Annotated in this window: 19 protein-coding genes, 1 tRNA gene and 1 pseudogene; 6 read left to right on the top strand and 15 right to left on the bottom strand. The window is 64.7% G+C overall.

Annotated elements, in window-relative coordinates:
* Positions 1 to 136: 136 nt before the first annotated feature.
* From Q7U29_RS11865 to Q7U29_RS11845, 5 genes are all read right to left on the bottom strand, one after another.
* Positions 137 to 916, bottom strand: coding sequence for an SDR family oxidoreductase (locus tag Q7U29_RS11865; protein ID WP_304741602.1), 780 nt, complete (start codon positions 914 to 916; stop codon positions 137 to 139).
* Between the two features lie 181 nt (positions 917 to 1,097).
* Positions 1,098 to 1,613, bottom strand: coding sequence for a TerB family tellurite resistance protein (locus Q7U29_RS11860; protein ID WP_304741600.1), 516 nt, complete (start codon positions 1,611 to 1,613; stop codon positions 1,098 to 1,100).
* Positions 1,614 to 1,873: 260 nt separating this feature from the next.
* Positions 1,874 to 3,286: an adenylate/guanylate cyclase domain-containing protein gene (locus Q7U29_RS11855; protein WP_304741598.1), complete on the bottom strand. Its 1,413-nt coding sequence runs from the start codon at positions 3,284 to 3,286 to the stop codon at positions 1,874 to 1,876.
* Between the two features lie 47 nt (positions 3,287 to 3,333).
* Entirely contained in the window at positions 3,334 to 4,722 is a 1,389-nt protein-coding gene (locus Q7U29_RS11850; RefSeq protein ID WP_304741596.1) for a cytochrome P450, read from the bottom strand.
* Positions 4,723 to 4,829: 107 nt separating this feature from the next.
* Positions 4,830 to 6,200, bottom strand: coding sequence for a hydrolase (locus Q7U29_RS11845; protein ID WP_304741594.1), 1,371 nt, complete (start codon positions 6,198 to 6,200; stop codon positions 4,830 to 4,832).
* Between the two features lie 142 nt (positions 6,201 to 6,342).
* Between Q7U29_RS11845 and Q7U29_RS11840 the strand changes: the two genes are divergently transcribed.
* Positions 6,343 to 8,028 (top strand): MFS transporter, encoded by a 1,686-nt coding sequence (locus Q7U29_RS11840; RefSeq protein ID WP_304741592.1) that lies wholly within the window; start codon positions 6,343 to 6,345, stop codon positions 8,026 to 8,028.
* Between the two features lie 80 nt (positions 8,029 to 8,108).
* Here Q7U29_RS11840 and Q7U29_RS11835 read toward each other — a convergent pair whose 3' ends face one another.
* Positions 8,109 to 8,321 carry a hypothetical protein gene (locus tag Q7U29_RS11835; RefSeq protein ID WP_304741590.1) on the bottom strand — a complete coding sequence of 71 codons (213 nt, stop codon included), beginning with the start codon at positions 8,319 to 8,321 and terminating at the stop codon, positions 8,109 to 8,111.
* Between the two features lie 200 nt (positions 8,322 to 8,521).
* Positions 8,522 to 8,800: a hypothetical protein gene (locus Q7U29_RS11830; RefSeq protein ID WP_304741589.1), complete on the bottom strand. Its 279-nt coding sequence runs from the start codon at positions 8,798 to 8,800 to the stop codon at positions 8,522 to 8,524.
* A 315-nt stretch (positions 8,801 to 9,115) separates the two neighbouring features.
* Between Q7U29_RS11830 and Q7U29_RS11825 the strand changes: the two genes are divergently transcribed.
* Positions 9,116 to 10,135, top strand: coding sequence for a polysaccharide deacetylase family protein (locus Q7U29_RS11825; protein ID WP_304741587.1), 1,020 nt, complete (start codon positions 9,116 to 9,118; stop codon positions 10,133 to 10,135).
* Positions 10,136 to 10,155: 20 nt separating this feature from the next.
* Here the strand turns inward: Q7U29_RS11825 and Q7U29_RS11820 are convergent, their stop codons facing one another.
* From Q7U29_RS11820 to Q7U29_RS11790, 7 genes are all read right to left on the bottom strand, one after another.
* Positions 10,156 to 10,428, bottom strand: coding sequence for a hypothetical protein (locus Q7U29_RS11820; RefSeq protein ID WP_304741585.1), 273 nt, complete (start codon positions 10,426 to 10,428; stop codon positions 10,156 to 10,158).
* Positions 10,429 to 10,603: 175 nt separating this feature from the next.
* Positions 10,604 to 10,969 (bottom strand): hypothetical protein, encoded by a 366-nt coding sequence (locus Q7U29_RS11815; RefSeq protein ID WP_304741584.1) that lies wholly within the window; start codon positions 10,967 to 10,969, stop codon positions 10,604 to 10,606.
* A gap of 157 nt (positions 10,970 to 11,126) precedes the next feature.
* On the bottom strand, positions 11,127 to 12,410 hold the full coding sequence (locus Q7U29_RS11810; protein ID WP_304741582.1) for a hypothetical protein: 1,284 nt from the start codon (positions 12,408 to 12,410) through the stop codon (positions 11,127 to 11,129).
* Positions 12,411 to 12,538: 128 nt separating this feature from the next.
* A tRNA-Thr gene (locus Q7U29_RS11805) sits at positions 12,539 to 12,614 on the bottom strand.
* A 101-nt stretch (positions 12,615 to 12,715) separates the two neighbouring features.
* Entirely contained in the window at positions 12,716 to 14,428 is a 1,713-nt protein-coding gene (locus tag Q7U29_RS11800; protein ID WP_304741580.1) for a heme biosynthesis protein HemY, read from the bottom strand.
* Positions 14,429 to 14,464: 36 nt separating this feature from the next.
* Positions 14,465 to 15,619: a COG4223 family protein gene (locus Q7U29_RS11795; protein ID WP_304741578.1), complete on the bottom strand. Its 1,155-nt coding sequence runs from the start codon at positions 15,617 to 15,619 to the stop codon at positions 14,465 to 14,467.
* Positions 15,620 to 15,682: 63 nt separating this feature from the next.
* Positions 15,683 to 16,414, bottom strand: a complete 732-nt coding sequence (locus Q7U29_RS11790; RefSeq protein ID WP_304741576.1) for a uroporphyrinogen-III synthase — start codon at positions 16,412 to 16,414, stop codon at positions 15,683 to 15,685.
* Positions 16,415 to 16,549: 135 nt separating this feature from the next.
* Here Q7U29_RS11790 and tsaD point away from each other — a divergent pair, with 135 nt between their 5' ends.
* From tsaD to Q7U29_RS11770, 4 genes and pseudogenes are all read left to right on the top strand, one after another.
* On the top strand, positions 16,550 to 17,623 hold the full coding sequence (gene tsaD, locus Q7U29_RS11785; RefSeq protein ID WP_304741574.1) for a tRNA (adenosine(37)-N6)-threonylcarbamoyltransferase complex transferase subunit TsaD: 1,074 nt from the start codon (positions 16,550 to 16,552) through the stop codon (positions 17,621 to 17,623).
* 99 nt (positions 17,624 to 17,722) lie between these two features.
* On the top strand, positions 17,723 to 18,703 hold the full coding sequence (locus tag Q7U29_RS11780; protein ID WP_304741572.1) for an NAD(P)H-dependent glycerol-3-phosphate dehydrogenase: 981 nt from the start codon (positions 17,723 to 17,725) through the stop codon (positions 18,701 to 18,703).
* 144 nt (positions 18,704 to 18,847) lie between these two features.
* Entirely contained in the window at positions 18,848 to 19,261 is a 414-nt protein-coding gene (locus tag Q7U29_RS11775; RefSeq protein WP_304741570.1) for an EVE domain-containing protein, read from the top strand.
* 203 nt (positions 19,262 to 19,464) lie between these two features.
* Positions 19,465 to 20,740: pseudogene (locus Q7U29_RS11770) on the top strand (GGDEF domain-containing protein).
* Between the two features lie 173 nt (positions 20,741 to 20,913).
* On the opposite strand, the gene Q7U29_RS11765 reads toward Q7U29_RS11770, so the two are convergent.
* A complete protein-coding gene (locus Q7U29_RS11765) occupies positions 20,914 to 22,098 on the bottom strand; it encodes a DNA topoisomerase IB (RefSeq protein ID WP_304741566.1) in 1,185 nt (394 codons plus the stop codon).
* Positions 22,099 to 22,288: the final 190 nt, after the last annotated feature.

Here is a 22,288-nt window from a genome sequence, read left to right as displayed (position 1 = left end):
GCCATCAAGCCGGCAACATACCTAAGTCGCCGTTAATTTCGGGTGCGTTCACGGGAAATATAAGCAAATCGCGGGCCAGAACGGCGCGATGGCCAGGACAGCGGCTTGAGACAGCGGCTTGAGACTGCTGCTTGGGTCAGCGCCTGCGCAGCTGCAGGCGGGCGACCGCCGCCAGGATGAACCCGCGCGGAAACAGCCGGAGCAGGAACGGCACGATCTTGACGCCAAGGCCCGGGATCACCGTCCGCTTGTTGGCCATCAGCCCGCGATACCCCTGCTGTGCGACATCCGCCGGGGTGACATTCAGGATCACGGAATCGACTCCGGGCAGAAATCCCGCCCGCGACTGAAATTCCGACGGTACCGGCCCCGGGCACAGCGCGGTGACCCGCACGCCGTGCTGTGCCAGCTCAGCCCGCAACGCCTCTGTGAAAGACAGCACATAGGCCTTGGACGCATAGTAGACCGCCATGCCGGGCCCCGGCAGAAAGCCGGCAATGGAAGCCAGATTGAGGATACCGCCGCGGTGCCGGATCAGGCTGTCGGAAAACCGCAGGGACAGTTCGGTCAGGGTCCGGACGTTGAGGTCGATCATGCCGAGCTGCTCGGCGCGGTCGCGGTCGACAGCCCTGCCGAACATTCCGAAGCCCGCATTGTTGACGACGTAATCGACCTCGACGCCTTCGGCGGCCAGGATCGCGGCAATCCTGTCACCGGCGTCGGGTTGCTCGAGGTCGCAGGCAATCACGATCGGCACCGCGCCGCCGCCGGCCACGATTTCGTCAGCCAGTGTCGCCAGGCGATCCCCGCGTCGCGCCACCAGGGCCACGCGATGGCCGTTCGATGCGAAAACGCGCGCCAGCTCGGTGCCTATGCCCGCAGAGGCACCCGTAATCAGCGTCACACGCTCGGTCACGATTCAATACTCATAAATCAATTGCAGGAAACGCGGCTAACAGCCGGGACGAGAGCATAGGGTTGAGGGGAGACGCAAGTCACCTGCAAGCATATCGTACGCGCAAAGGCACAATGCTGCCCGTCGAAGTGCCGCGTTTAGAGGGCTTATCTCACCCGGGACCGGCGTGACGCCGGGCACGTTAAATTTTCGTCATGTCGGATACCGCACCGTTGACGGCGCCGCCGCTGGCCGCCTCGGGTCGCCGTGCGGCCACACGGTGCTTCAGCTCGATCCGGTCCCGCGAGGCCACGCCCAGCAGATCCGCGGCGCGCCAGACCACGTTATCCTCGAACTCGCTGACCTGCCCGTCGGCATAGACCAGCTCCCACATCATTTCGACGATGCGGAGCCGGCCTTCCGCATCCACCGAACGCATGATGACACTGGTGAAATGATAGAGATCGACCGCCTCGCCCTCGACCAGCGTCGCCGACGCGATCAGGTGATCCGCCGTGCCGCGATCGAGCCCGAAGCGGCTTTCGATCAGGCTGTGCAGCTTGCGCTTTTCGGTCTCCGTCGGCTCGCCGTCGATCGAAATGACGTGAATCAACAACGCCGTCGCCGCCAGACGATACCCGGTATCGTCAAACGCCCGATCCGCCAGCGCGGTGGGAGAAACAACGTCGGCAATAAATTGGCGCAGTCCGTCCAGCATTGGTTTTCCTGCCGAAATCCGGGGGGTTATTCGGGGCTTGCTCGCCGCAAGCGGCGGTAGCTGATATATGGGTCGGAAAATCAACCCGCGCAATCCACGCCGGTTCCCGGCCTGCATTACGATTGGGCAATCTCGCGCGGTCGTCATGGCCGGGCTTGACCCGGCCATCCACGTCTTTTGACGGATTGCGAAGAAAGGCGTGGATGCCCGGGTCAAGCCCGGGCATGACGAGTCGATAAATGTCGGCCGAACCTCAAATACTAAGGTATTTCGTACACCACGATCTTGTCGGCGATGCCGCGCAATGCCGCCTGCTTTTGAATGGGCGTGATCGACTCCCGCCGCAAAATGGCGGCCACCTCCGGCGCATCGTTGACCGGCCCGGTGATATGCATTTCCTGCGAGGTCGACAGGCTCTGAACCCGGGCGGCGATGTTGACGGTCTGGCCGAAATAATCCTGCCGCTCGTTCAGCATGACGGCGAGGCAGGGCCCTTCATGAATGCCGATCTTGACCACCAGGTCCTGGGTGCCGCGCGCGGCATTGAGCCCGTCCATCGCGGCGCGCATCCGCAGGCCCGCGACGATCGCGTGCTCCGGCCTGACGAAAGTCGCCATCACGGCATCGCCGATCGTCTTCACGACGGCGCCCTTCTCCGAGGAGATGATTTCCAGCAGCGCGTGGAAATGCGCGCGCACCAGATCGAAGGCGGCGAGATCGCCGACCCTCTCATACAGCGCGGTAGAGCCCTTGAGGTCGGTGAACAGGAATGTCAGCGAGGTGATCTTGAGCCGCTGATCTACATTGAGATTGTCCGCCTTGAATACGTCTCGGAAGGTCTGGTTCGAGAGCATCCGCTTGGCGGTGAGGAACGGCTTGCGCTTGCCGATCAGGTGATGCATCACATCGCCCGCGATAAAGACAGACGGCAGCACTCGCACATCGGCCTGATTGTCGAGCGACAGCCGCAGCGGTCCCGGCCGCATCGTTCTGGTTCCGCCGGTAGGCGTTGGCGTCTTGCTGTAAACCAGTGACAGCTGTTGACGCTCCCTGGTCGGCTCACCCTGAACATCGATGAATTGCGCCGAATGCGTCACCGGCTCGAACACGATGATGAATTCTTTCGGCAGTTGCAGCGACAGCACTGCCTTCTCGCCCGCCGGCAATTCGAGCGTATCGAGCGTCACCTCATCGGCCAGCGTCGCGACGGATTCCCGGTCGAAATCGATACCCGAACTCCAGAACACCTGTTTGTAGTATTCCCAGACCGGCAGCGAGTTCGGATCATGCGCGGCGATGCGCCTGATACGGGGATTGACCGTGAAGGCTACCTCGACCTGCTCGTCGACGGAGGCTTCGTAGCCGCACGCGCAGAGGCCGCAATGATAGTCATCCGGACTCAACGATTTCAGCGTGCCGTGGGCGCCGAGCACACCGCCGCATCCGGGGCACAGCACGTTCCAGGAAAGGTCGAACAACCCGAGCCGGGAAGCATGGAGAAAGCCCGAAATCACCCGTTCCTCGTCGAGCCCGGTCCGCTTCGAAAAGTCCAGCGCGTTGATGCGGTTGAGCTCGTGGTCCTCGCCCTGTTCGACCGCAAGCTCGATCGCAGCGGCCACCACCGGATCGGCGGTCTGCTTCAGCAGGGCAAATTGGGCCTTGAGGTCGTTCATTGCGCAAGCCTAGGGCAGATCGCGTGTCTATCCAAGCAATGCATTCGTCACCGCGGCGTAATCCCGAACATCGGCGAGCGATCGGGTTGCGTCGTCACCACGCCGACCGGCATCACCGGCGCTTTATCAATGAGTTCGACCTTGAACGCGCCGATCAACTTGGCCAGCGCCAGGGTGGCCTCGACCAGCGCGAAATGCGCGCCGATGCAGACCCGGGCGCCGACGCCGAACGGCAGATAGGCGAAGCGGTCGGGCGGCGGCGCGGGCGGCATGAAGCGCGCCGGAATGAAGGCGCCCGGATCGCGCCAGAGCTTTTCATGCCGGTGCAGCAGCCACGGCGCGATCAGCACGATGTCGTTTTTCTTCACCGGCATGCCGCCGATGATATCGGCCGCGCCGGCCGCGCGAGCGATCAGGAACGCCGGCGGATAGAGCCGCATGGTCTCGTCGACCACGGCGCGGGTAAACTTCAGCCGCTCGAGATCGAGCGTGCCGCCAGCGGTCGCGGCCTTCACTTCGGCGGCCAACCGGTCCTGCGTCGCCGGGTCGAGCGCCAGCAGATACAGCGCCCAGAACAAGGCCGTGGCGGTGGTCTCGTGGCCGGCGAGAATCATCGTCGCCACCTGGTCGCCGAGTTGCTCGTCGGTAAAGGCGTCGCCGGTCTCGGGATCGCGCGCGGCGCCCATCAGATCGAACAGATCGCTCGGCGGCGCGCCCTCCTCCTTGCCGGCGGCGCGGCGCTCCGCCATCAGCATGGCCACGAATTGCGTCCATCGCTTGCGGAAGCGGGAGCGAGCGAAATCCTGCGGGCTCGGCCAGCTCAGCGGCAACACCAGATCGAAAAAATGCGGCCGCGCAAGATTCTCGCCGTACTCCATCACGAAGTCGCGCAGCGCCGCGCCGTGGCGGTCCATGCCGAACGAAAACATCGTGCGCCCGGCGATCTCGAGCGTCATGCGCTGCATCGCCTCGCGCAGATCGGCTGGCGCGTTGTTGGCCGCCTGAAGCTTTGCAATGGTCTGGTCGGTCGCAGCCAGCATGTGCGGAATCAGAGGCATCACCGCGCGCGGCGTGAAGGCTGGTGCCAGCGTCCGACGCTGATGTTTCCAGGTACGGCCTTCGGCGATCAGCAGGCCTTCGCCGAGCACCGGGCGCAACACCCGGATTGCCGCCGGCGTGCGCACGTAATTCTCGTAATTGTCCACCAGCACATGCCGGATCGCGTCGGGGTCGTTCAGGATAAAGCTGCTGCGCCCGAAGAAGCGGCTGCGGATGATATCTTCTTCGTAAGAACGGTCCCCCCAGACGCTGATCGCGCTGGTGCGCATCGCCATCACCCGGCCGAAAAGACCCATGCTGTCGGGCGCGCGCGGCGGCGCCGGCGGCACCAGCGGCGCACGCGTGACCGGCGGGTCCCAGGCTTCGGCTATGCTCATTGACGGCCTCGCAGTTCTCAGGGACAGATCTGCCCGTCGGGCGCCGCTCTATCAGGTCCGGAAATCCGGGCGCCAGGAAGGCGGACGAATGGGGGACCATCCAACAGCTAGTAAGTCAGCTCGGCGATCGCAATCCTGTTTTCCGATGCCGGCCAGGCCCGGGCGACGATCCGCTCCTCGTTGAACTGCGCGACGACCGCGCGCCCGGCCTCCGCGGCCGGCAGCCGCAAGGTGGTGACCGAATCGGTGGGCACGCCGGCTTTGACATCCTTAGGCTCCTGCCCATCGAGCAGCACCACGTCGCGGGGAAGGCCGAAATAGCCGCGCGGCCGCGACAGGATGACGACCGCGCCGGCGGTCGCATCGGCTGGTCCCAGCGGGCGCGCGGCGCGCAGATGCACGATGTCGGAGGAGCGCGGAAACGGCGACCGGTAAAGATGCGTGGTGGTCGAGCCGGGCGAGGTGAGCACGATCTCGAGATACCAGGTGGGATCGACCGACGCTGAGCCCCAGCGCCCGTCCGCGCCGGTTTGCGAGGAATGGACCGGGCCGCCCAGCCGTTCGCCGGTATCCGGCGATACGCGATGCACGTCGACCGAGGCGCCCGCCACCGGGCGGTTGGTTTGAACGCCGCCCGGCGTGCCCGTCACCAGGCCGCTCAGTTTGACTTCCGCTTCCGGCGCGATGGAGATCCGGGCGGGCTCGCGGCCGGCGATGAATTTGTAGATCTCGCGGAACGCGCGCGGATGAAACGCCGTCTCGCGGTGGTCGATGGCGCCGAGCACGAGGTTGGTGGCGCCCTTGAGCGCCGGGCCATCCGGTGTGATGCCGGTTGGCGTGCCCGGTTTGCCGACGAAGCGGCCATCGGCTTGGGCGTATTTGTCGATGCCGTCGCTGCGCAATGTCAGGAACGCGGTGCCGGGCGTCACCTCGCTGTCGCCCTCGTTCAGCCCGCGCAGGAACGGACCGCGGCCGTTGAACTCGCTGCCCGGCATATCATCCCAGTCGAAGATGCCATGGTTGGGAACCCCGCACAGCACGGCGTGGCTGACATCGGCGCCGCCGCCGTTCTTGATATAGCTGCGAATCGAATTGCCGCCGCGGGAATTGCCGACCAGCGCGACGCGCGACGCCCCGGTGCGGCGTTTCAATTCCTTGATGGCCTCGCCGAGTTCGCGGCGCTGGTCCTCGGTCGAGGACCGGTTGGGCTGCGCCACCGCATCGTCGGATCGCGCCAGCGGATCGGTGAAATTGATCGCCAGCATCCGGTCGCGCGCAACCCCGTTCGATTCCATCCGCCACAGCGTGGTGACCCACAGCCCGGAATGATCGCCATTGCCATGCACGAACAGAACCGGCGGAACTTGCGCCGCCGGGGCGGTCGGCGCCGTCTGCGCGAAGGCCGACGGACCGAAGGTGCCGGCCGCCAGGGTAAGGGCGCTGGCGCCCTTCAATAGCGTCCGCCGCGATATGATCATGAGGTGCTCCCGTCATTTCGGTCTTTTAGCCGCCCTGTGTGACCGCTGATAGCGGCCTAAACACTGGACAGCCAAGGACTTTCGCAGGCATCACTGCAAAACGCAGGGAATCAGGGCCGCGACCGGCCCGTCGGAAGGGGCAATGAAGGAACCGCCGAAGCGCTCGATGTTATCAGGGGACGGCGTGGCCGCCCCGCTGCGGCATGCGGTGTTCCGGCGGATCTGGCTCGCCAGCCTGCTCTCCAATCTCGGCCTCCTGATCCAGGGGGTCGGTGCCGCCTGGGCGATGACGCAGATGACGTCGTCGGCCGACAAGGTTGCGCTGGTGCAGACCGCACTGATGCTGCCGATCATGCTGATCTCGATGCCGGCCGGCGCCATCGCCGACATGTATGACCGGCGCGTGGTGGCGCTGGGCTCGCTGTGTTTCGCGCTGACCGGTGCGACGGCGCTGGCCGTGATGGCTTGGCTCAATCTGGTGACGCCGAATATCCTGCTGGCGTTCTGTTTCGTCGTCGGCTGCGGCATGGCGCTGTTCGGACCGGCGTGGCAATCCTCGGTCAGCGAACAGGTGCCGGCGGAGCATTTGCCGGCAGCGGTGGCGCTGAACGGCATCAGCTACAATATCGCACGAAGTTTTGGGCCGGCGATCGGCGGCGTCATCGTCGCGACTGCGGGCGCGGTCGCGGCCTTCGCCGCCAACGCGCTGCTTTATATCCCGCTGTTGATCGTGCTGTTTCTCTGGCGCCGCAACAGCGAGCCGTCACGGCTGCCGCGCGAACGTCTCAACCGCGCCATTGTTTCCGGCGTGCGCTACATCGCCAACTCGCCGTCGATCCGCATCGTGCTGACGCGCACGCTGGTGACGGGCATCATCGGCGGTTCGGTGATGGCGCTGATGCCGCTGATCGCCCGCGACCTGCTGAATGGCGGCGCGCAGACCTACGGCATCATGCTCGGCGCGTTCGGCATGGGCGCGGTGATCGGCGCGCTCAACATCGGCACGTTGCGCAGACAAATGAGCGGCGAGGCCGCGATCCGCGCCTGCACGATATCGATGGCGGGGGCGATCACGGCGGTGGCGTTGAGCCGGCAGCCTGTACTGACGGCCGCTGCGCTGGTGGTGGCCGGCGCGGTCTGGATGGCTGCGGTGGCGCTGTTCAACATCGGCGTCCAGCTCTCCGCGCCGCGCTGGGTCGCGGGCCGCTCGCTGGCGGCGTTCCAGGCCTCGATTGCCGGCGGCATCGCGATCGGCAGCTGGGGCTGGGGCTATTTGACCGACCTGGCCGGCGTGCAAACCGCGCTGCTGGTTTCCGCCGCCATGATGCTGGTGTCGCCCTTGCTCGGCCTGTGGCTGCGGATGCCGCCGGTCGGCGCGCGCAACGAGGATGCGGAGGTTCTGGCCGACCCCGAGGTGCGGCTGTCGCTGACCGGCCGCAGCGGGCCGCTGGTGGTCGAGATCGAATACCGCGTCGATCAGGAAAGCGCCCGCGCCTTCCACAATGTGATGCAGGAAGTGCAGCTCAGCCGGCAGCGCAACGGCGCCTATGGCTGGTCGATCGCGCGCGACATCGCCGATCCCGAACTATGGACCGAACGCTATCACTGCCCGACCTGGCTGGATTATCTGCGCCAGCGCAATCGCTCGACGCAATCCGAACGCGCGCTGCATCAGCGCGCGATGGATTTTCACCTCGGACCCGATCCGGTGCGCGTCCGCCGCATGCTGGAGCGGCCGTTCGGATCGGTGCGCTGGAAGGAAGACACGCCGGACCGCGCCGCGAGCGAAGTGTTGCCGGTGGCGACGGCCGCGGGCAGCAGTACGTAGTTTCGCGCTTCCCCCCTCCTCCCACGCGCTCTTGCGCGTGGTGGGGAGGGGAGAGAGATTCCGGATTCGCGCGGGGAGATTTACTGCCCGTGCCTCGTCAGCAGGGCCTGGCATCCCTTGCTGAGCCTGGCGCGATTTTGCCTCAGGCAGGCCAGCACGACCTGATCGCCCCCATCGAGATGGGCGCGGCAAAAACGTGAAGCGTCGCGCGCGCAGACGTCCTGTCCCTGCTGCTGTGCCGAAGCAGCCGAGGTCATCAGAACGAGCGGAATGATGCAAAGAAATCTGGTCATATGATTACGCCTACCCGGTCATGATCCAGGCGCGTTCTAATGCGCTCAAGCCGGCGCCGCAACGCCTTTGGGGTAAGGCCCGACCAGTGACGCCGTCATGCCCGGGCTTGTCCCGGGCATCCACGACTTGGAGGCACGGCAGCGAGGCAGACGTGGATGGCCGGGACAAGCCCGGCCATGACGATTTCCTGGACCCGAAATTACTGCGCGGCGACCTTGCTGGATTTCTGCGCGAGATCGCGGTCCATCACGGCCCGGCAGCCGGTGCTCAGGCTGGCGCGCTTCTTCATCATGCAGGCGGTGATCTTCGGGATATTCGGGATCTCGTCGCTGCACAGCTTGAACGCGTCGCCGGTGCACATCTGCTGCGCTTCGGCGCTGAAGGCGAAGCTCGGGGTCGCCGACAGGGCGGCGAAAGAAACCGCGAAGGCCAGCACGATACCGGCTTGGCGGATGGTCCTGGTCAAATAGGCGGTCATATCAGGCTCCCTTTGGCCCGGCTCGGCGGGCCCGTTGTTGATGACCAGAGCATGCCGGAACGGTTGCGCCGCCGCTGTGACGTCCATCACACAGAAAGCCGGCCCCGTTTCCGGCCACTCGGGCATCGGTCTCGACGAGGATACGGCGCGCCCATCTGCCGGTTTCAGGAACGGGATCGTCAGCGAACGACGCTTCGTCGCGCCGCCTGGCAAAAATAATTTCGTCGGACCGGCCGTCGTTGGTGGGGCGTTAAGACCTCGTTTGCATTAATGGCCCTTGAGTATGTTGTGGTGAATTTTGTGGAAAGTGTAACGATGCGTAATGCATTTGGCCTGTTGGGCGCGTGTGTTGTTTCGGCTGTCGTGATCGCCGCCGTGTGGTACTGGACCTCTTCGCCGCGTGCGGATGCGGCCGCTCCTCCCCAAACCGTCAATGCACGAAAAGCCGAGCCGCTTCCGGTCGTCGCCGCCAAGCCGGCCGTGCCCGATGTCGAAGTCACCGCGGCGCTTTCCGCGCCCGCTCCCGCCAAGCCCGCCGCACCCGTGCAGGCAAAATGCGCCAACCCCGATGCGCTCGGCGTCAGCCGCGTCGTCGTCGCCGACACCACGGGCGGACCGGGCTTCGGCTTCCAGCAATTCAAGCAGCTCGACTTTCTCACCGAGAAGGAAGTGGTGCTGACCTTCGACGACGGCCCGTGGCCGACCACGCCCTCGGTACTGAAATCGCTGGCCGAGGAATGCACCAAGGCCACGTTCTTCCCGGTCGGCAAGCACTCCACCTATCATCCGGAAATCCTGAAGCAGGTCTACAATGCCGGCCACACCGTCGGCTCCCACACCTGGTCGCACGCGCATCTCGACAGCAAGAAGCTGACCGAAGCGCAGGTCAAGGAAGAGATCGAAAAGGGATTCAGCGCCATCAAGATGGCGATCGGCACCGCACCGGCGCCGTTCTTCCGCTTTCCCGGCCTGCAGCATACCCCGGCTTCGGTGGACTATCTCGGCACGCGCAACATCGCGATGTTCTCCACCGACGTCGACTCCTTCGACTTCAAGTCCAGGGACGCCGCACAGATCGTCACTAATGTGATGACCAAGCTCGACAAGACGGGCAAGGGCATCATCCTGATGCACGACCTGCAGAAGCGCACCGCGGAAGCGCTGCCCACGCTGCTGCGCCGCCTCAAGGCCGGCGGCTACAAGGTGGTGCACATGAAGGCCAAGGTGCAGCTGGAGACGCTGGCCGAATACGACGCTCTGCTGATCAAGGACATGAAGCTGCCGGCCGTCGCCAGCCGTCCGGTCAGCAGCGTGATCCAGACGGTGACGGAATAACGCGCCCGCGCAGCCTTGGCTCAGGCTTTCTTGGGGCAGGCCGCCTTGCTCTTGACGGTCTGCACCGGAGCCTGAGGCTGCGGCGGCGCGTGAGGTTGACTGCTCGCGCCGGCCAGCGCCGGCCGGCTCGCGCTGAGAAATTCTTCCCAGGCGACCTCGGACGACCAGTTGACCCATCGAACGACGGCGCCGACCAGCGCGAGCAAAACCATCACCTGGACCAGCAGGATTCGAACAATCCCCAAGCGGTCGATGGTGCGGCCTATTCTGCTTTGATGGTCCATTGAAGGCATGGTCGCCTCCCTCGTTCAGTTTCGTTCGCGTATTACCGCGGCTGCGAAATATGGATGTGAACTGCTTCACAGCTCACGATTAGTTCAAACCCCGTGAGTTCGGCTCACGCGTGAGTGATGGGTCATGCGCATGGCGCGCGACCCGTTGACGATTCTCAATGACGCGATTGGCGTCTCACCAATAGATGCCGTGGCGATTCAATTCGCGGATCACCCGCGCTTCGGTCGATTCGCGCCGGCGTTTCGGCTTTTCGGTGCCGGTCGCCCGAGAAGCTTTCTCGGCGACGGAATTTGTGGTCTCGGCCTTCGGCGCTTCGGTCGCCGCACCAACGGCCGCAGGCCGCGCGACATAAACAGGCGCTTCGCTGGCGGCCGGCGTTTGTACCGCCTTCGGCGCCTCGGCCGGCTTTTGTTCGACCGGTTTGGCTGGCTCTGCCGCCGCCGGCTGTTCGTTCGATGCCAGCGTCAGGCTTCGTATCGGACCGGCCTGGGCGGTCGCCGACGCCAGCACCATCGCGGTGATCAAGAAGTATTTGCGCATGTGAAGTCTCCCGTGGTTCAGCGTTGCGGGGAGACTAGGCTGGGCGCGGCTATGGCTCTGTGAGATGCGTCACACAGACATTTGAAACGCGCTTCAGATGTGCCTTGACGGCTGAGGCAGGTAAGACTGACAGTCCACTGCATTCGAGGTTATCGGTTTATTCACTCGCCGGGATTGGTTTCCTGCTGTGATACTCAACGGAAAACTTCGAGAGCGCGATTGTCCGCCTAAGTTTGGCTTCACTCAGTGTCAGATCGAGAAAATTGAACAGTTCGTTTTCATCAACGAACCGTTTTCCCTCGCTCAAGCAGAAAAATAAAACTCGGCTTACCAGCGTTTCTGCGTGTATCAAGATCGCATCAGCCTCCTCTTGATTTAGCGTGCGGACCGCGTGAATTGATGAGTTACGCCGCAACCTCACATGGTGGGCAATTTGACGCGCAGTTTCCTTATCAAGGAAGAGCAGAGCAGTCCGGCTTACTGTAACCTCGTATTTGTCGCGCTGCGTACCGGTTAGGCTCTCCAACGCCCCCCACATCCCAAGCAGAGCTGCTTCCGCGTCATGTTGATCGAGAGCACGGCAGTAACGTAGTAATCCCGACCTGATGTGGTTGGAGAGCGGGTTGTCTTGCAATTTTCGCCACCAGCCCTTCAGGTTCTGATTGAATTTCTTGGTTTTGCCGTCCTTGAACCTAACCGTTGGTGTCTCGTGCAGCCAGCGATGCTCGTACCAAAACGTCTTGGTAGCAATAGAGCCATCAACGTTATGGACTGTTCGGTACGGGCCACTGCGAAACCGGTTCACCGCGTGTGGAGCGCTCATCCGCGAGAAGGGATTCACTCCTCGTTTTGAGTTTACGAACAGATTTAGCATGCCGCGTAGAGTATCAATTGAGTCAGTAGCGACCGCATGCGCTTCATGTGCATCAAATGCCGACACATGTGCTAGCACGTTAGTAAGTCCTTCAGACGCTTGGGAAATCTTGTGAGATCGCAAGACGTCCGACAGATCGTCTCTAGATTGTCGGACACCCCTCATGAAGTTTGATTTTTGTGATGGCTGCCATTGCAGCCGGACGTCACCGTCCTTCATGCCAGAGAACAATCTTAAGCCGGTGTAAGTCACCGACGAGACCATGACGAAATCTGTCTTGGCCCGCGAGGAGAGTTGAGTAAACGCTTTATCGCATCTTCGAAGGAATGCGTCGCAATCCTTCAGCGTCAAAACTGCATCGTTCAGCGCTTGTTCAACGCAACGATGTTTGAGCTGGCCGACTTTCTCGGAAGCACGTACCGCGGACTCAAGAACGGGCAACCAAAAATGATAATCAGCCGCATCGAACGAGATGCGAGCATCCTTTCCGATTTTTCGACAAGCTGCAATCTTCCCCAACACAAGTGGATTATTGAAGCCCTGCTCCCAACTAAAATTGCTCCCCATCAACAACGTCCTCGTTTTCCGCAGCACGAGTATGCAGAGCCGATCGTCACGGCGACCATGCGCCGCTCATATCGCGGTCCGACGCCAAGCCGACGTAATAGCAATCTTTAGATATCTTAGGAGGAAACTGGTGCCGCAAACAGGACTCGAACCTGTGACCCCGTCATTACGAATGACGTGCTCTACCAACTGAGCTATTGCGGCGGACCAAGCGATGCGCTCAGGCAGCGGCCTGAAAACGCTGGCCCCTGATATCGGGCAGGAGGCGTTTTTGCAAGAAAAACGCTCTCCGAAATCTCCCTAAATCAGCTCCCCCATCGGGACAGAAACCCGCGCCAGCCGCCGGCCTGGCTCTGTGTCGGGCTCAATTGTTCCCTGAATTCCTCGCTGGCGGGATCGTCGTCGATTCCGGGGTCGTCGGGCGCCCGCACGATGGGGATCACCTGGGGAATGGTCTTGGGAATATCCTGGCGGGCACGGAACAGCGGCGCAGGCGCCGGGGCCACGGGTTCGACCGGCGGCGGGGACGGCGCGGGCACCGGTTCGGACTCGGCCGCAGCGGCCGGTTCGGCCGCCGGCGCCAGGGTCGGGGAATTGTCCTGCGCCGCAGCCGGCGGCGAGGCCTCCTCGGCGGTCACCTCGGCTTCGGGCTGTTTCGGCGGCTCGACACGGCGCGGCGGCGCCAGCATCTCCTCTTCGAGGGCGAAGGCTTCGATGGCGGCGCTGCTGTCGGACGGCAGTGCCGCCAGCGGCGTCTGCCATTGAAACGCATCCAGCCGCCCGGATACCGGCGACACCGGCCGCCAGCGATCGCTGACATAGCCGTCCGCGGTCCACACCGGATCGTGCTGCGCGCGCACCGCGCGCAAGGTCCAAGCCCGCGCCCGGCCGCTGTCGCCATGCTCGGTGCGCTCGATTTCCGCCATCAGCAGCGCCACCCGCTGCGTCGGCACCGCGATGAACCGCGCCAGCGCGGCCCGCGCGCGCTCGTATTCCGCGGCATCGATCGCGGCGCGCGCGATCGCCAGCGCGCTTTCGATATGGCCAGGCGCCTTCGCCGCCAGCGTCTCGATCCGCACCAGCCGCTGCCGCGCGGAATCGCCGAGCTTCACATGCGCATAGGCATCGGCGAGATCGGGATGCGGCTGCGCCAGCCAGGCCGTCTCCACGATCCGCATCGAACGCCGGATCTGATGCGCCTCGGTCTGATACTTGCTCGCCAGCACCGCAGCCGGCACCAGCGTCGGCGCCAGCTTGATCGCTTCCATCGCGCTTTCGCGCGACTTGTCGCGGTCGACCTTCTCCAGCTCCAGCGCGCGCGCCGTCAGCAGCACGCCGCGCTGGCGCCGGTAGGTGGCCTTGTCGATCAGCCCCGAGGCGAGATTGTTGTCGAGAATAGCAAGCGCGCCGCTCCAGTCGCCCTTGGCGCAACGGAAGCCGAGCAAGGCATGCGAGGCCCAGATCGAGGCCGGCGCCAGCTTCAGCGCCTCTTCGGCGATCATGACCGCGCCGACCGGATCGTCGGCACGCTGCGCTTCGATGAACAGCCCGCGCAGGCCCAACAATCGTGTGTCCTCGCGCTCTGCCATGGCGCGGAAAGCGCGTTGCGCGCCTTCGCGGTCGCCGTCCATCTGGGCGGATTGCGCGTGCAGCAGCAGCGCCAGCGGATCGTGCCCGGCATCGCGGCGCGCGACATCGGCATGGCGGCGCGCCGCAGCGGAATCGCCGTGACCGATCGCCAGCAATCCTTGCGTGATGGCATGGCGGCCGCGCGCCTGGCGGCGTTCGCGCCGCCGGTGCTTCAGACGCTGCGGCGCGCCCCACAGCGCGCGCAGGATCGCCCATACCAGCATGACGGCGACAATGGTGATGCCCAGCGCCAGCGCGAACACCGGCAGCGAGGCCTGGATACGCCAGCCGCCCCAATTCAGCGCGACATCGCCGCCCTGATCGGCGACCCATGCAGCGCCAGCCGCTGCGAGCGCGATCAACACCAGGTACAGAATGATCCGATACATGAAGGTCCTATCGTGCAGGTCTATTGAACAGGCTTGTTATTGAACAGGTTTGGCGAGCGTCGCCATCGCATCGGCGGCGAATTGGCGGGAGGCCGCGAGCGCGGCATCGCGGGCATCGGCCTTGTCTAGCCAGGCTTGCGCGGCGGCGCGATCGGCCGGCGCCAGCGACTTCAATTCGCGCCGCGCCTCGGCGAAATCGTTGCGCAACGCCGCCGCCGTGACCCGCGCCACCACCGCGCCGCGATCGGTGCCGACGGCGTCGCTACGCTCGATACGGACGAGTTTGGCGGCACCCGCCTGCAGCCGGTCGACAATGCCGGTACCTGTCGTCGAGGTTTCAGGCGCCGGGGGCGACAATTTTGGCACCAGCGTCAGCAATTCGCGGCTCAGGCTGTTGGCGCTTGGCACCCCGGAAGCCGCAAAGCCTTCCAGCGGTTTCAAGGCCTCCGGATTCGGCGCCAGCGCTTTCGCTGCACTAATCGCCGCGGGATAGGGATCGCCGGTTCGAACGAGAACGTCGAGCAGGGCCGCCGCCACGATGCGGCGCAGCGGCACATCGTCGGCCGGCTTGGCGATTTCCTTGCTGAGCTCCGCATTCTGCGCGCTGGCGGCGCGTTCGATCTGGGCAATGCGTTCGTTGATCGCGGACAGGTCCGGCGGGGGTGCGGCTTGCGGCGCCGATTTCGCGTCGTTGATGGCTGAAGCGAGTTTGTCCGATTGCGCCCGCTGCGCCGCAAGCTCGCCGCGCAACGCGGCCAGCGATTTTTCCAGGGCTTCCGAGCGCGCGGCGACCGTCGGATCTGGCGTGGCAACGGCAGCGGGCGTGGCTACCTTGGCCTCCATGCTGGCGAGGCGCGCCGCAAGGTCATCGACGGCGGCGGAACTGATCAGGGAATTGGCTTGAGGCGCCGGGGCTGGCGGCGACGTCGTTAGCGGCCATCCCGCGAACCAGGCAGCGCCGAGCACCAGCGCGGCGGCGCTGGCGCCCGAAAGGGCTCCCACGAGCGCCGCGGAACTCCTCGCCGGCGCAGGCCGCGGCGGCGATGGGTCCGGCTCCGCTTCGGCGGCGGGGGCCGTCTTTCGGGTCTCGCCGGAGACCTCCGTCGCCTCGAGGTCGATGGTCGGCGGCTCGCGCCTGGCACGGCCGGTATCGGGCGCTGGTCCGGCATCTTCGGGCCTGTCATCGACCATTATGACGGTTCCTCATCAATTGTGGCGAACGTTACGGGATTCGACCTGATCCTCTTACCGCGATCAGGCCCGCAACGCACGCTCAAGCGCCCCGAACAGGGCATTTTCATCCGGCGTCGCCGCCACCATGACCTGCGTCGCCCCGGCCTCGCGGAGCACGGCCGCGACGGCGGCGGAGATGCAGCCTTGCGGAATCGACAACGCCGATATTTCGACGCCACCGGCCCGCGCCGCATCCAGAAAGGCGCGCGCGCTGCGGCGTGAATAGTGCAGCACCGCCTCGATCCGGCTGGCGGCGAACGCGTCGCAAACCTCGCGCGGCAGGCTCGCCATTGGGACCATCCGGTAGGTGGTGTGGGTGACGACCCGCAGACCGCTTTCGCCGAGTTCGCCGGCCAGATCCCGGGCCAGATCGGCGCCGGCCAGATACAGCAGCGTCGAGGCTTTCTTCAGCTCCTTCGCCTTGACCCTTGCCAGCACCAGGTCGCGCAAGCCGGCAGCGTCGCCGCTGGCCGGCATCACATGGGTAAACCCGGCGCGGCGCGCGGCGCTGGCGGTATGCTCACCGACCGCGAACAGCGGCAACTCGTGCAGCCGGTGGCCCTTGAGTTCGATGCCGCGCAGCGCGTTGGCACTGGTGACAACCACCGCGCCGTAGCGCGCGTCCAGATCGTCATGGAACGCGACCGGCTCGAACCGCAGCATCGGCGCCTGCAGCACCTCAAAGCCTCGGTCGCGAAGCGCCATGGCCGTGGCTTCATCGTCGGGATGCGGGCGGGTAACGAGAACGGCCATGCGTCGTGTTCTTTTGGCGCTGGATTTCAGGAGCAACGGACGATTGCACTTTGAGACCCCGCAGTGCTACGCGAGGATAGGCAAACGCCGCTTTGGCCGATAGCGCAAGGGCTCAAATTGGGTAACGACACGTCAATGCTGGTGCTGGGAATCGAGACCACCTGCGATGAAACCGCAGCCGCCGTGGTCGAGCGCCTGAGCGACGGGTCGGGGCGCATTCTGTCCAATATCGTGCGCTCGCAGACCGAGGAACATGCCGCCTTCGGCGGCGTGGTGCCGGAGATCGCGGCGCGCGCCCATGTCGATGTGCTCGACGGCATCGTCGACAGCGCGATGAAGCAGGCGGGGGTCGCCTACTCCAAACTTTCGGCGGTCGCCGCCGCCGCGGGGCCCGGCCTGATCGGCGGCGTGATCGTCGGCCTCACCACCGCGAAAGCGATAGCGATGGTGCACGATACGCCGCTGATCGCGGTGAACCATCTCGAGGCCCACGCGCTGACGCCGCGGCTGACCTGCGCGCTGGCGTTTCCCTATTGCCTGTTTCTCGCCTCCGGCGGCCACACCCAGATCGTCGCCGTGATCGGCGTCGGCAATTATGTCCGGCTCGGCACCACCGTCGACGACGCCATGGGCGAAGCCTTCGACAAGGTGGCCAAAATGCTTGGCCTGCCCTATCCGGGCGGGCCGGAAGTCGAGCGCGCCGCGGTCGGCGGCGACGCCAAGAGGTTTGCCTTGCCGCGGCCGATGCTCGGACGCGCCGACGCCAATTTTTCGCTGTCGGGATTGAAGACCGCGGTGCGTAACGAAGCCAGCCGGCTGGTCCCGCTGGAGCCGCAGGACATCAGCGATCTCTGCGCCGGCTTCCAGGCCGCGGTGCTGGAATCGACGGCGGATCGGTTGAGCGTCGGCCTGCGGCTGTTTCACGAGCAGTTCGGCCCGCCGCGCGCGCTGGTCGCCGCCGGCGGCGTCGCCGCCAACCAGACGATCCGCGGCGCGCTGCAGGATGTCGCCGCCAAAGCGCAGACCACGCTGATCATTCCGCCGCCGGCGCTCTGCACCGACAATGGCGCGATGATCGCCTGGGCCGGCGCGGAGCGGCTGGCGCTGGGCATGGTCGACACCATGGACGCCGCCCCCCGCGCGCGCTGGCTGCTCGATGCCAACGCCACGGCACCGGCCGGATATGGCAGGACGCGGGCGGCATTCTAAAATATCGAAAACAACCCCATGCAAAGATAGAATCGCCGTATCTCGATACCGTGCAGCAACCTGAATTGATCCATCCCGCTCTGGCCAAGGCCCGCCGCCATGCCGTCCTTTAACTCCATCAGCGTGATCGGCGCCGGCGCCTGGGGGACGGCGCTGGCCGCGGTCGCGGCGCGGGCCGGCCGCGAGGTCGTGCTTTGCGCGCGCGATGCCGCGATCGCCGCGCAGATCGCGGCGACGCGGGAGAATCCGCGCCTGCCCGGCGTGCGTCTGAATGCAGGCATCGAAGTGATCGCCGACATGGCGGTTGCCGCCCGCGCCGACATCCTGCTGATCGCAACGCCGGCGCAGCATCTGCGAGCGGCGGTGACCACGTTGGCGCCTCATCTGGCCAACGGCACGCCCGTGATCGCCTGCGCCAAGGGTATCGAGCGCGGCACCCATCACTTCATGACCGAGGTGATTTCCGAAGCCGCACCTGCTGCGGTTGCCGCCATCCTGTCGGGGCCGAGCTTTGCCGACGACGTGGCGCGCGGCCTTCCCACCGCGGTGACGCTGGCGGCGAAGGACGAGCGGCTTGCCAGTGAGCTGGTGCAAGCGCTGGGGTCTTCGACCTTCCGGCCCTATCACACCTCGGATGTCCGCGGCGTCGAGATCGGCGGTGCCGCCAAGAACGTGCTCGCGATCGCCGCCGGCATCGTGGTCGGCCGCAAGCTCGGTGCCTCGGCGCAGGCGGCCCTGACCACGCGCGGCTTCAGCGAATTGGTGCGGCTCGGCCGCGCCTGCGGTGCGCGCAGCGAAACCATGGCGGGCCTCTCCGGCCTCGGCGACCTGATCCTGAGCTGCTCCAGCGTGCAGTCGCGCAATTTTGCCCTCGGCGCAGCGCTGGGACGCGGCGAGCCACGGCCATCGGGGAAGCTCGCCGAAGGCGAGTTTACCGCGCCCGTTCTGATCGAGCTGGCGACTTCGCAGAACGTCGATATGCCGGTATCGTCGGCGGTCGCGGCGATATTGAGCGGCCAGGCTTCGATCGACCAAGCGATCGAAAGCCTGCTGACGCGCCCGTTCAAGGCAGAGGGATGACGTACCCTTCGTCATGCCCGCGCAAAAGCGCGAAGCGCGTCTCCGCGCTTGACCCCGCGGGCATCCACGTCTTGATATTGGGATCGGGCAGAAGACGTGGATGGCCGGAACGAGTCCGGCCATGACGGATGGATGGTAGGTGTCATGAACTACTGGCTGGTGAAATCGGAACCCTCGACCTGGTCGTGGGACCAACAGGTGGCCAAGGGCGCAAAGGGCGAAGCCTGGACCGGCGTGCGCAATTTTACGGCGCGGCAGAATCTCGTGAAGATGAAGAAGGGCGACCTCGCCTTCTTCTATCACTCCAACGAGGGCAAGGAGATCGTCGGCATCGCCGAGATCATCAAGGAAGCCTATCCGGATCCCACCGACAAAAGCGAAAAATTCGTCTGCGTGGATATCAAAGCCGGCAAGCCGCTGAAGATTCCGGTGACGATGGCCGCCATCAAGGCCGACAAGCGGCTGACCGAGATGGCGCTGGTGAAATATTCGCGGCTGTCAGTGCAGCCGGTGACGGCGGAGGAATGGAAGATCGTCTGCAAGATGGGCGGGATGTAGCAGTTCCCTTCACGCCGAGATCGGTATCATAAAACCGCTCATTGCCGTGTAACTACTCCTCTGCCCTCGCTGCAGGAGAAATTTAGCAATTCAGGCGCTTACTCCGGACCGTGCGGCAAGCAGGGCGGGAGGAGGACCAGGTTTTGAAATCGGGTGCCAGCCGCCGGAATCCGACGCCGTGCGACGACACGGCGCCCGTGTCCATGACGCCTGCTCTCGAAGCCGAGACCGAGCGGCTGCTGTCACAGCGCACGCGCGACATCCGGTTTTCTCCCGAGATGGATCGCCTGTATCGCGCCAAGGACTGGCCGCAACGAAGCAAGATTGCCCGCTCATGGATGGTCTGGGTCGCGCTGATCAGCATCAGCTTCGTACCGGTCAGCTACCTTCTCGCTCCCCACCTGCTTTGGCTCACTGCCGCCATCAGCGGGGTGCTGGTTCCGGCGTTGCACGCCTGTACTTACCTTGTCTGGCGAAAGCCCCGCAGCGCCTCCATCCTGGGCCTGTCGATCATGCTGCTGATGAGCAGCGTCATGCTTGCTTACGGCTTGCTCGCCGTCGCGGCCGGCGGCGCCGGTTATGAGCGTATCCTGATCAGCGTCATGTTCGTGAACACGATCGCCCTCGTCGTTCTCAACGTCGACTATATCTGGACGCTGTCCCTGATGGTCTCTTCCGCGGCGATTTTTTTTGGCTTTGAAATCTTCAACCCCCAGATCGAACTCAAGGAAGCGATCGGAACGTCGATCTTTTATGCGATTGGAATGTATGCGGCGACGATCGCGCGGAAGACCCAATCGATCCTCGGTCAAAAAGCCTTCCTGATGTCCTTGCGCAACCAGTATCGCAGCGACGCGCTGCAAAGCGCCAATCGCCAGCTGGAAATACTGGCGACGCGCGACCCCCTCACCGGGCTGGCCAACCGCCGTTCGGCGACCGATCTCATCGATCGGCTCTGGCGTGACCCGGCGATCCCGAAAGCCCGTATCGCGTTCATCATGGCCGATATCGACTTGTTCAAACTATTGAACGATACCGCCGGCCATGCTGCCGGCGACGATTGCATCAGACGGGTGGCGAAGGCGATCGAGGAATCGGTGCGAAGACGCCGTCTTCCGCTATGGCGGCGAGGAATTCCTCGTCGTGCTCGCCGACACTTCGCCCGATCGCGCCTGGGCCATCGCGCAACGCATCCGCAGCTCGGTGGAAGCGCTCGCCATCGTCAATCCCGGAATTCATCCCGCGGACGGCTCCAGCGGCGTGGTGACGATCAGCCTCGGCGTCGCGTTCGCGCGGGAAGATGCCGCGCCGGAGATGGTCGCAAAATGGGCCGACGACGCCCTTTACGACGCCAAGCGGGGCGGCAGGAATGTCGTGTTCCTGTCCAACGCCCACGCCGCCGGGGGAATGATTCACGCGCAGCCCTTCGCTGCGCCGTCAGGCCATTCGGCGCCCAATTCTCCGAGAATGATGACTTAGTTGGCGGCTGACCGGCTTCCCCTCTCCCCTTGTGGGAGAGGGTGGATCGAATGCGCGGTTAGCGCATTCGAGACGGGTGAGGGGTTGGCTCAACGGATAGTTTGCCCGCGGATAGAGACCCCTCATCCGGCGCTTCGCGCCACCTTCTCCCACAAGGGGAGAAGGAAGAAAGGTCAAGCCGCCGCGGTCGCGACCACTTGCGCCAGCAGCTGCTCGCGCTTCGACTGCGAGCGATAGCCCTTCATGGTCGCCGCGAAGCGTTCGAGGATGCCGTCCTCGAAGGCGGTGACGATGGTGTCGTGGACGTAGCTCTTGCGGCAGATCGCCGGGGTATTCGACAGTTCGTCGGCGGCGGCGCGCACCGCGTCCAGCACCTGCTTCTTGCGGCCGTGCGCGCTGGCGGCCGGCGAAATCCGCGACAGCGATTCCAGCACCACGGCGGATGCCATCAGGGTGCGGAAATCCTTCAGCGAAATCTTGATGCCGGCGATCTCGCGCAGGAACGCGTTCACGGTGGTGGTGGAGACCGCGCGAACCGTGCCGGACCCGTCGCGATACTGGAACATGCGTTTGCCGGGCACGGTGCGCAGGATGCCGATGGCGCGCACCAGCTTGGCGGCGTCGCATTCCTTGCGCACGGCCTTGCCGCCCTTGGCCTTGAAGGTCAACACGAGGTTGTCGTCCTCGACCACGACGTTGGACTTCAACAGCGTGGTGGCGCCGCGGGTGCCATTGAGCTTCGCGTAGGATTCATTGCCGGGCCGGATCGCGGTACGCGCGATCAGCTCGATCACCGCCGAAAGCGCGAATTCGCGGGTCGGCGTATCGCCCGAGAGGTGCATCGAGACGTTGCGGCGAATTTTCGGCAGGGCACCGACCAGCCGCGCCAGCCGGTGTGCCTTGCGCCGTTCGCGGACCTTCTCCCAGTCCGAGTGATAGCGGTATTGCAGCCGGCCCGCGGCATCGCGGCCGACCGCCTGCAGGTGCGAGGAGGGATCGGGAGAATAGCGAACCTCGGCATAGGCCGGCGGTACCGCCATCGAATGCAGGCGCTTGATAGTGCCGGCATGGCGGACCGCAGTGCCGTTGGCGCGCACGAAGGAATAGTTCTTGCCGCGCTTGATGCGGCGGATGGTGAGCTCGTTCTGGTCGCCGAGCTTGAGGCCATGCTCCTCGGCGAGGTCTTCCACCGACGTCTTCGCAGTGGTCTTGGCAGTGGTCTTGAGGGCAGTTTTGGCAGCGGGGGCCGGCCTGGCGGCGGGTGCCAGTTTCGGCAGTTGGCCCAGCGCTTTCGCCAGTTCAACGGCAGGATCGGCGGAAACGGGCCGCGCAGCCTCGAAATTCTGCTGATCCATCATGGCTTTAGACGCCTTGCTCCAACTGTTCGTCCGGTAATGCCGATTATCGGTCTTTGGTTCCGGCGGGGGTCTGACCCCCGGGGAGGCCATTTAGGGGGTAATCGCCGGCAGCGCTAGTCCGTCCCCTGGCCCGAACGGTTCGTAAATACCGCTAGAGACGGAATGGGCGCCATGCAGAGGTTTTTTGGCT

Source organism: Bradyrhizobium sp. (assembly GCF_030654605.1).
Classification (GTDB): Bacteria; Pseudomonadota; Alphaproteobacteria; order Rhizobiales; family Xanthobacteraceae; genus Bradyrhizobium.
This window is presented reverse-complemented; position numbering and strand designations above follow the sequence as displayed.

Bases quoted from the DNA above. Each gene is read 5' to 3' on its own strand.
- Q7U29_RS11800 (WP_304741580.1), bottom strand. From the start codon at position 14,428: ATGTATCGGATCATTCTGTACCTGGTGTTGATCGCGCTCGCAGCGGCT.
- Q7U29_RS11780 (WP_304741572.1), top strand. From the start codon at position 17,723: ATGCCGTCCTTTAACTCCATCAGCGTGATCGGCGCCGGCGCCTGGGGG.
- Q7U29_RS11840 (WP_304741592.1), top strand. From the start codon at position 6,343: ATGAAGGAACCGCCGAAGCGCTCGATGTTATCAGGGGACGGCGTGGCC.
- Q7U29_RS11835 (WP_304741590.1), bottom strand. From the start codon at position 8,321: ATGACCAGATTTCTTTGCATCATTCCGCTCGTTCTGATGACCTCGGCT.
- Q7U29_RS11810 (WP_304741582.1), bottom strand. From the start codon at position 12,410: ATGGGGAGCAATTTTAGTTGGGAGCAGGGCTTCAATAATCCACTTGTG.
- Q7U29_RS11855 (WP_304741598.1), bottom strand. From the start codon at position 3,286: ATGAACGACCTCAAGGCCCAATTTGCCCTGCTGAAGCAGACCGCCGAT.
- Q7U29_RS11775 (WP_304741570.1), top strand. From the start codon at position 18,848: ATGAACTACTGGCTGGTGAAATCGGAACCCTCGACCTGGTCGTGGGAC.
- Q7U29_RS11815 (WP_304741584.1), bottom strand. From the start codon at position 10,969: ATGCGCAAATACTTCTTGATCACCGCGATGGTGCTGGCGTCGGCGACC.
- Q7U29_RS11825 (WP_304741587.1), top strand. From the start codon at position 9,116: ATGCGTAATGCATTTGGCCTGTTGGGCGCGTGTGTTGTTTCGGCTGTC.
- Q7U29_RS11790 (WP_304741576.1), bottom strand. From the start codon at position 16,414: ATGGCCGTTCTCGTTACCCGCCCGCATCCCGACGATGAAGCCACGGCC.
- Q7U29_RS11830 (WP_304741589.1), bottom strand. From the start codon at position 8,800: ATGACCGCCTATTTGACCAGGACCATCCGCCAAGCCGGTATCGTGCTG.
- Q7U29_RS11820 (WP_304741585.1), bottom strand. From the start codon at position 10,428: ATGCCTTCAATGGACCATCAAAGCAGAATAGGCCGCACCATCGACCGC.
- tsaD (WP_304741574.1), top strand. From the start codon at position 16,550: ATGCTGGTGCTGGGAATCGAGACCACCTGCGATGAAACCGCAGCCGCC.
- Q7U29_RS11795 (WP_304741578.1), bottom strand. From the start codon at position 15,619: ATGGTCGATGACAGGCCCGAAGATGCCGGACCAGCGCCCGATACCGGC.
- Q7U29_RS11845 (WP_304741594.1), bottom strand. From the start codon at position 6,200: ATGATCATATCGCGGCGGACGCTATTGAAGGGCGCCAGCGCCCTTACC.
- Q7U29_RS11860 (WP_304741600.1), bottom strand. From the start codon at position 1,613: ATGCTGGACGGACTGCGCCAATTTATTGCCGACGTTGTTTCTCCCACC.
- Q7U29_RS11850 (WP_304741596.1), bottom strand. From the start codon at position 4,722: ATGAGCATAGCCGAAGCCTGGGACCCGCCGGTCACGCGTGCGCCGCTG.
- Q7U29_RS11765 (WP_304741566.1), bottom strand. From the start codon at position 22,098: ATGATGGATCAGCAGAATTTCGAGGCTGCGCGGCCCGTTTCCGCCGAT.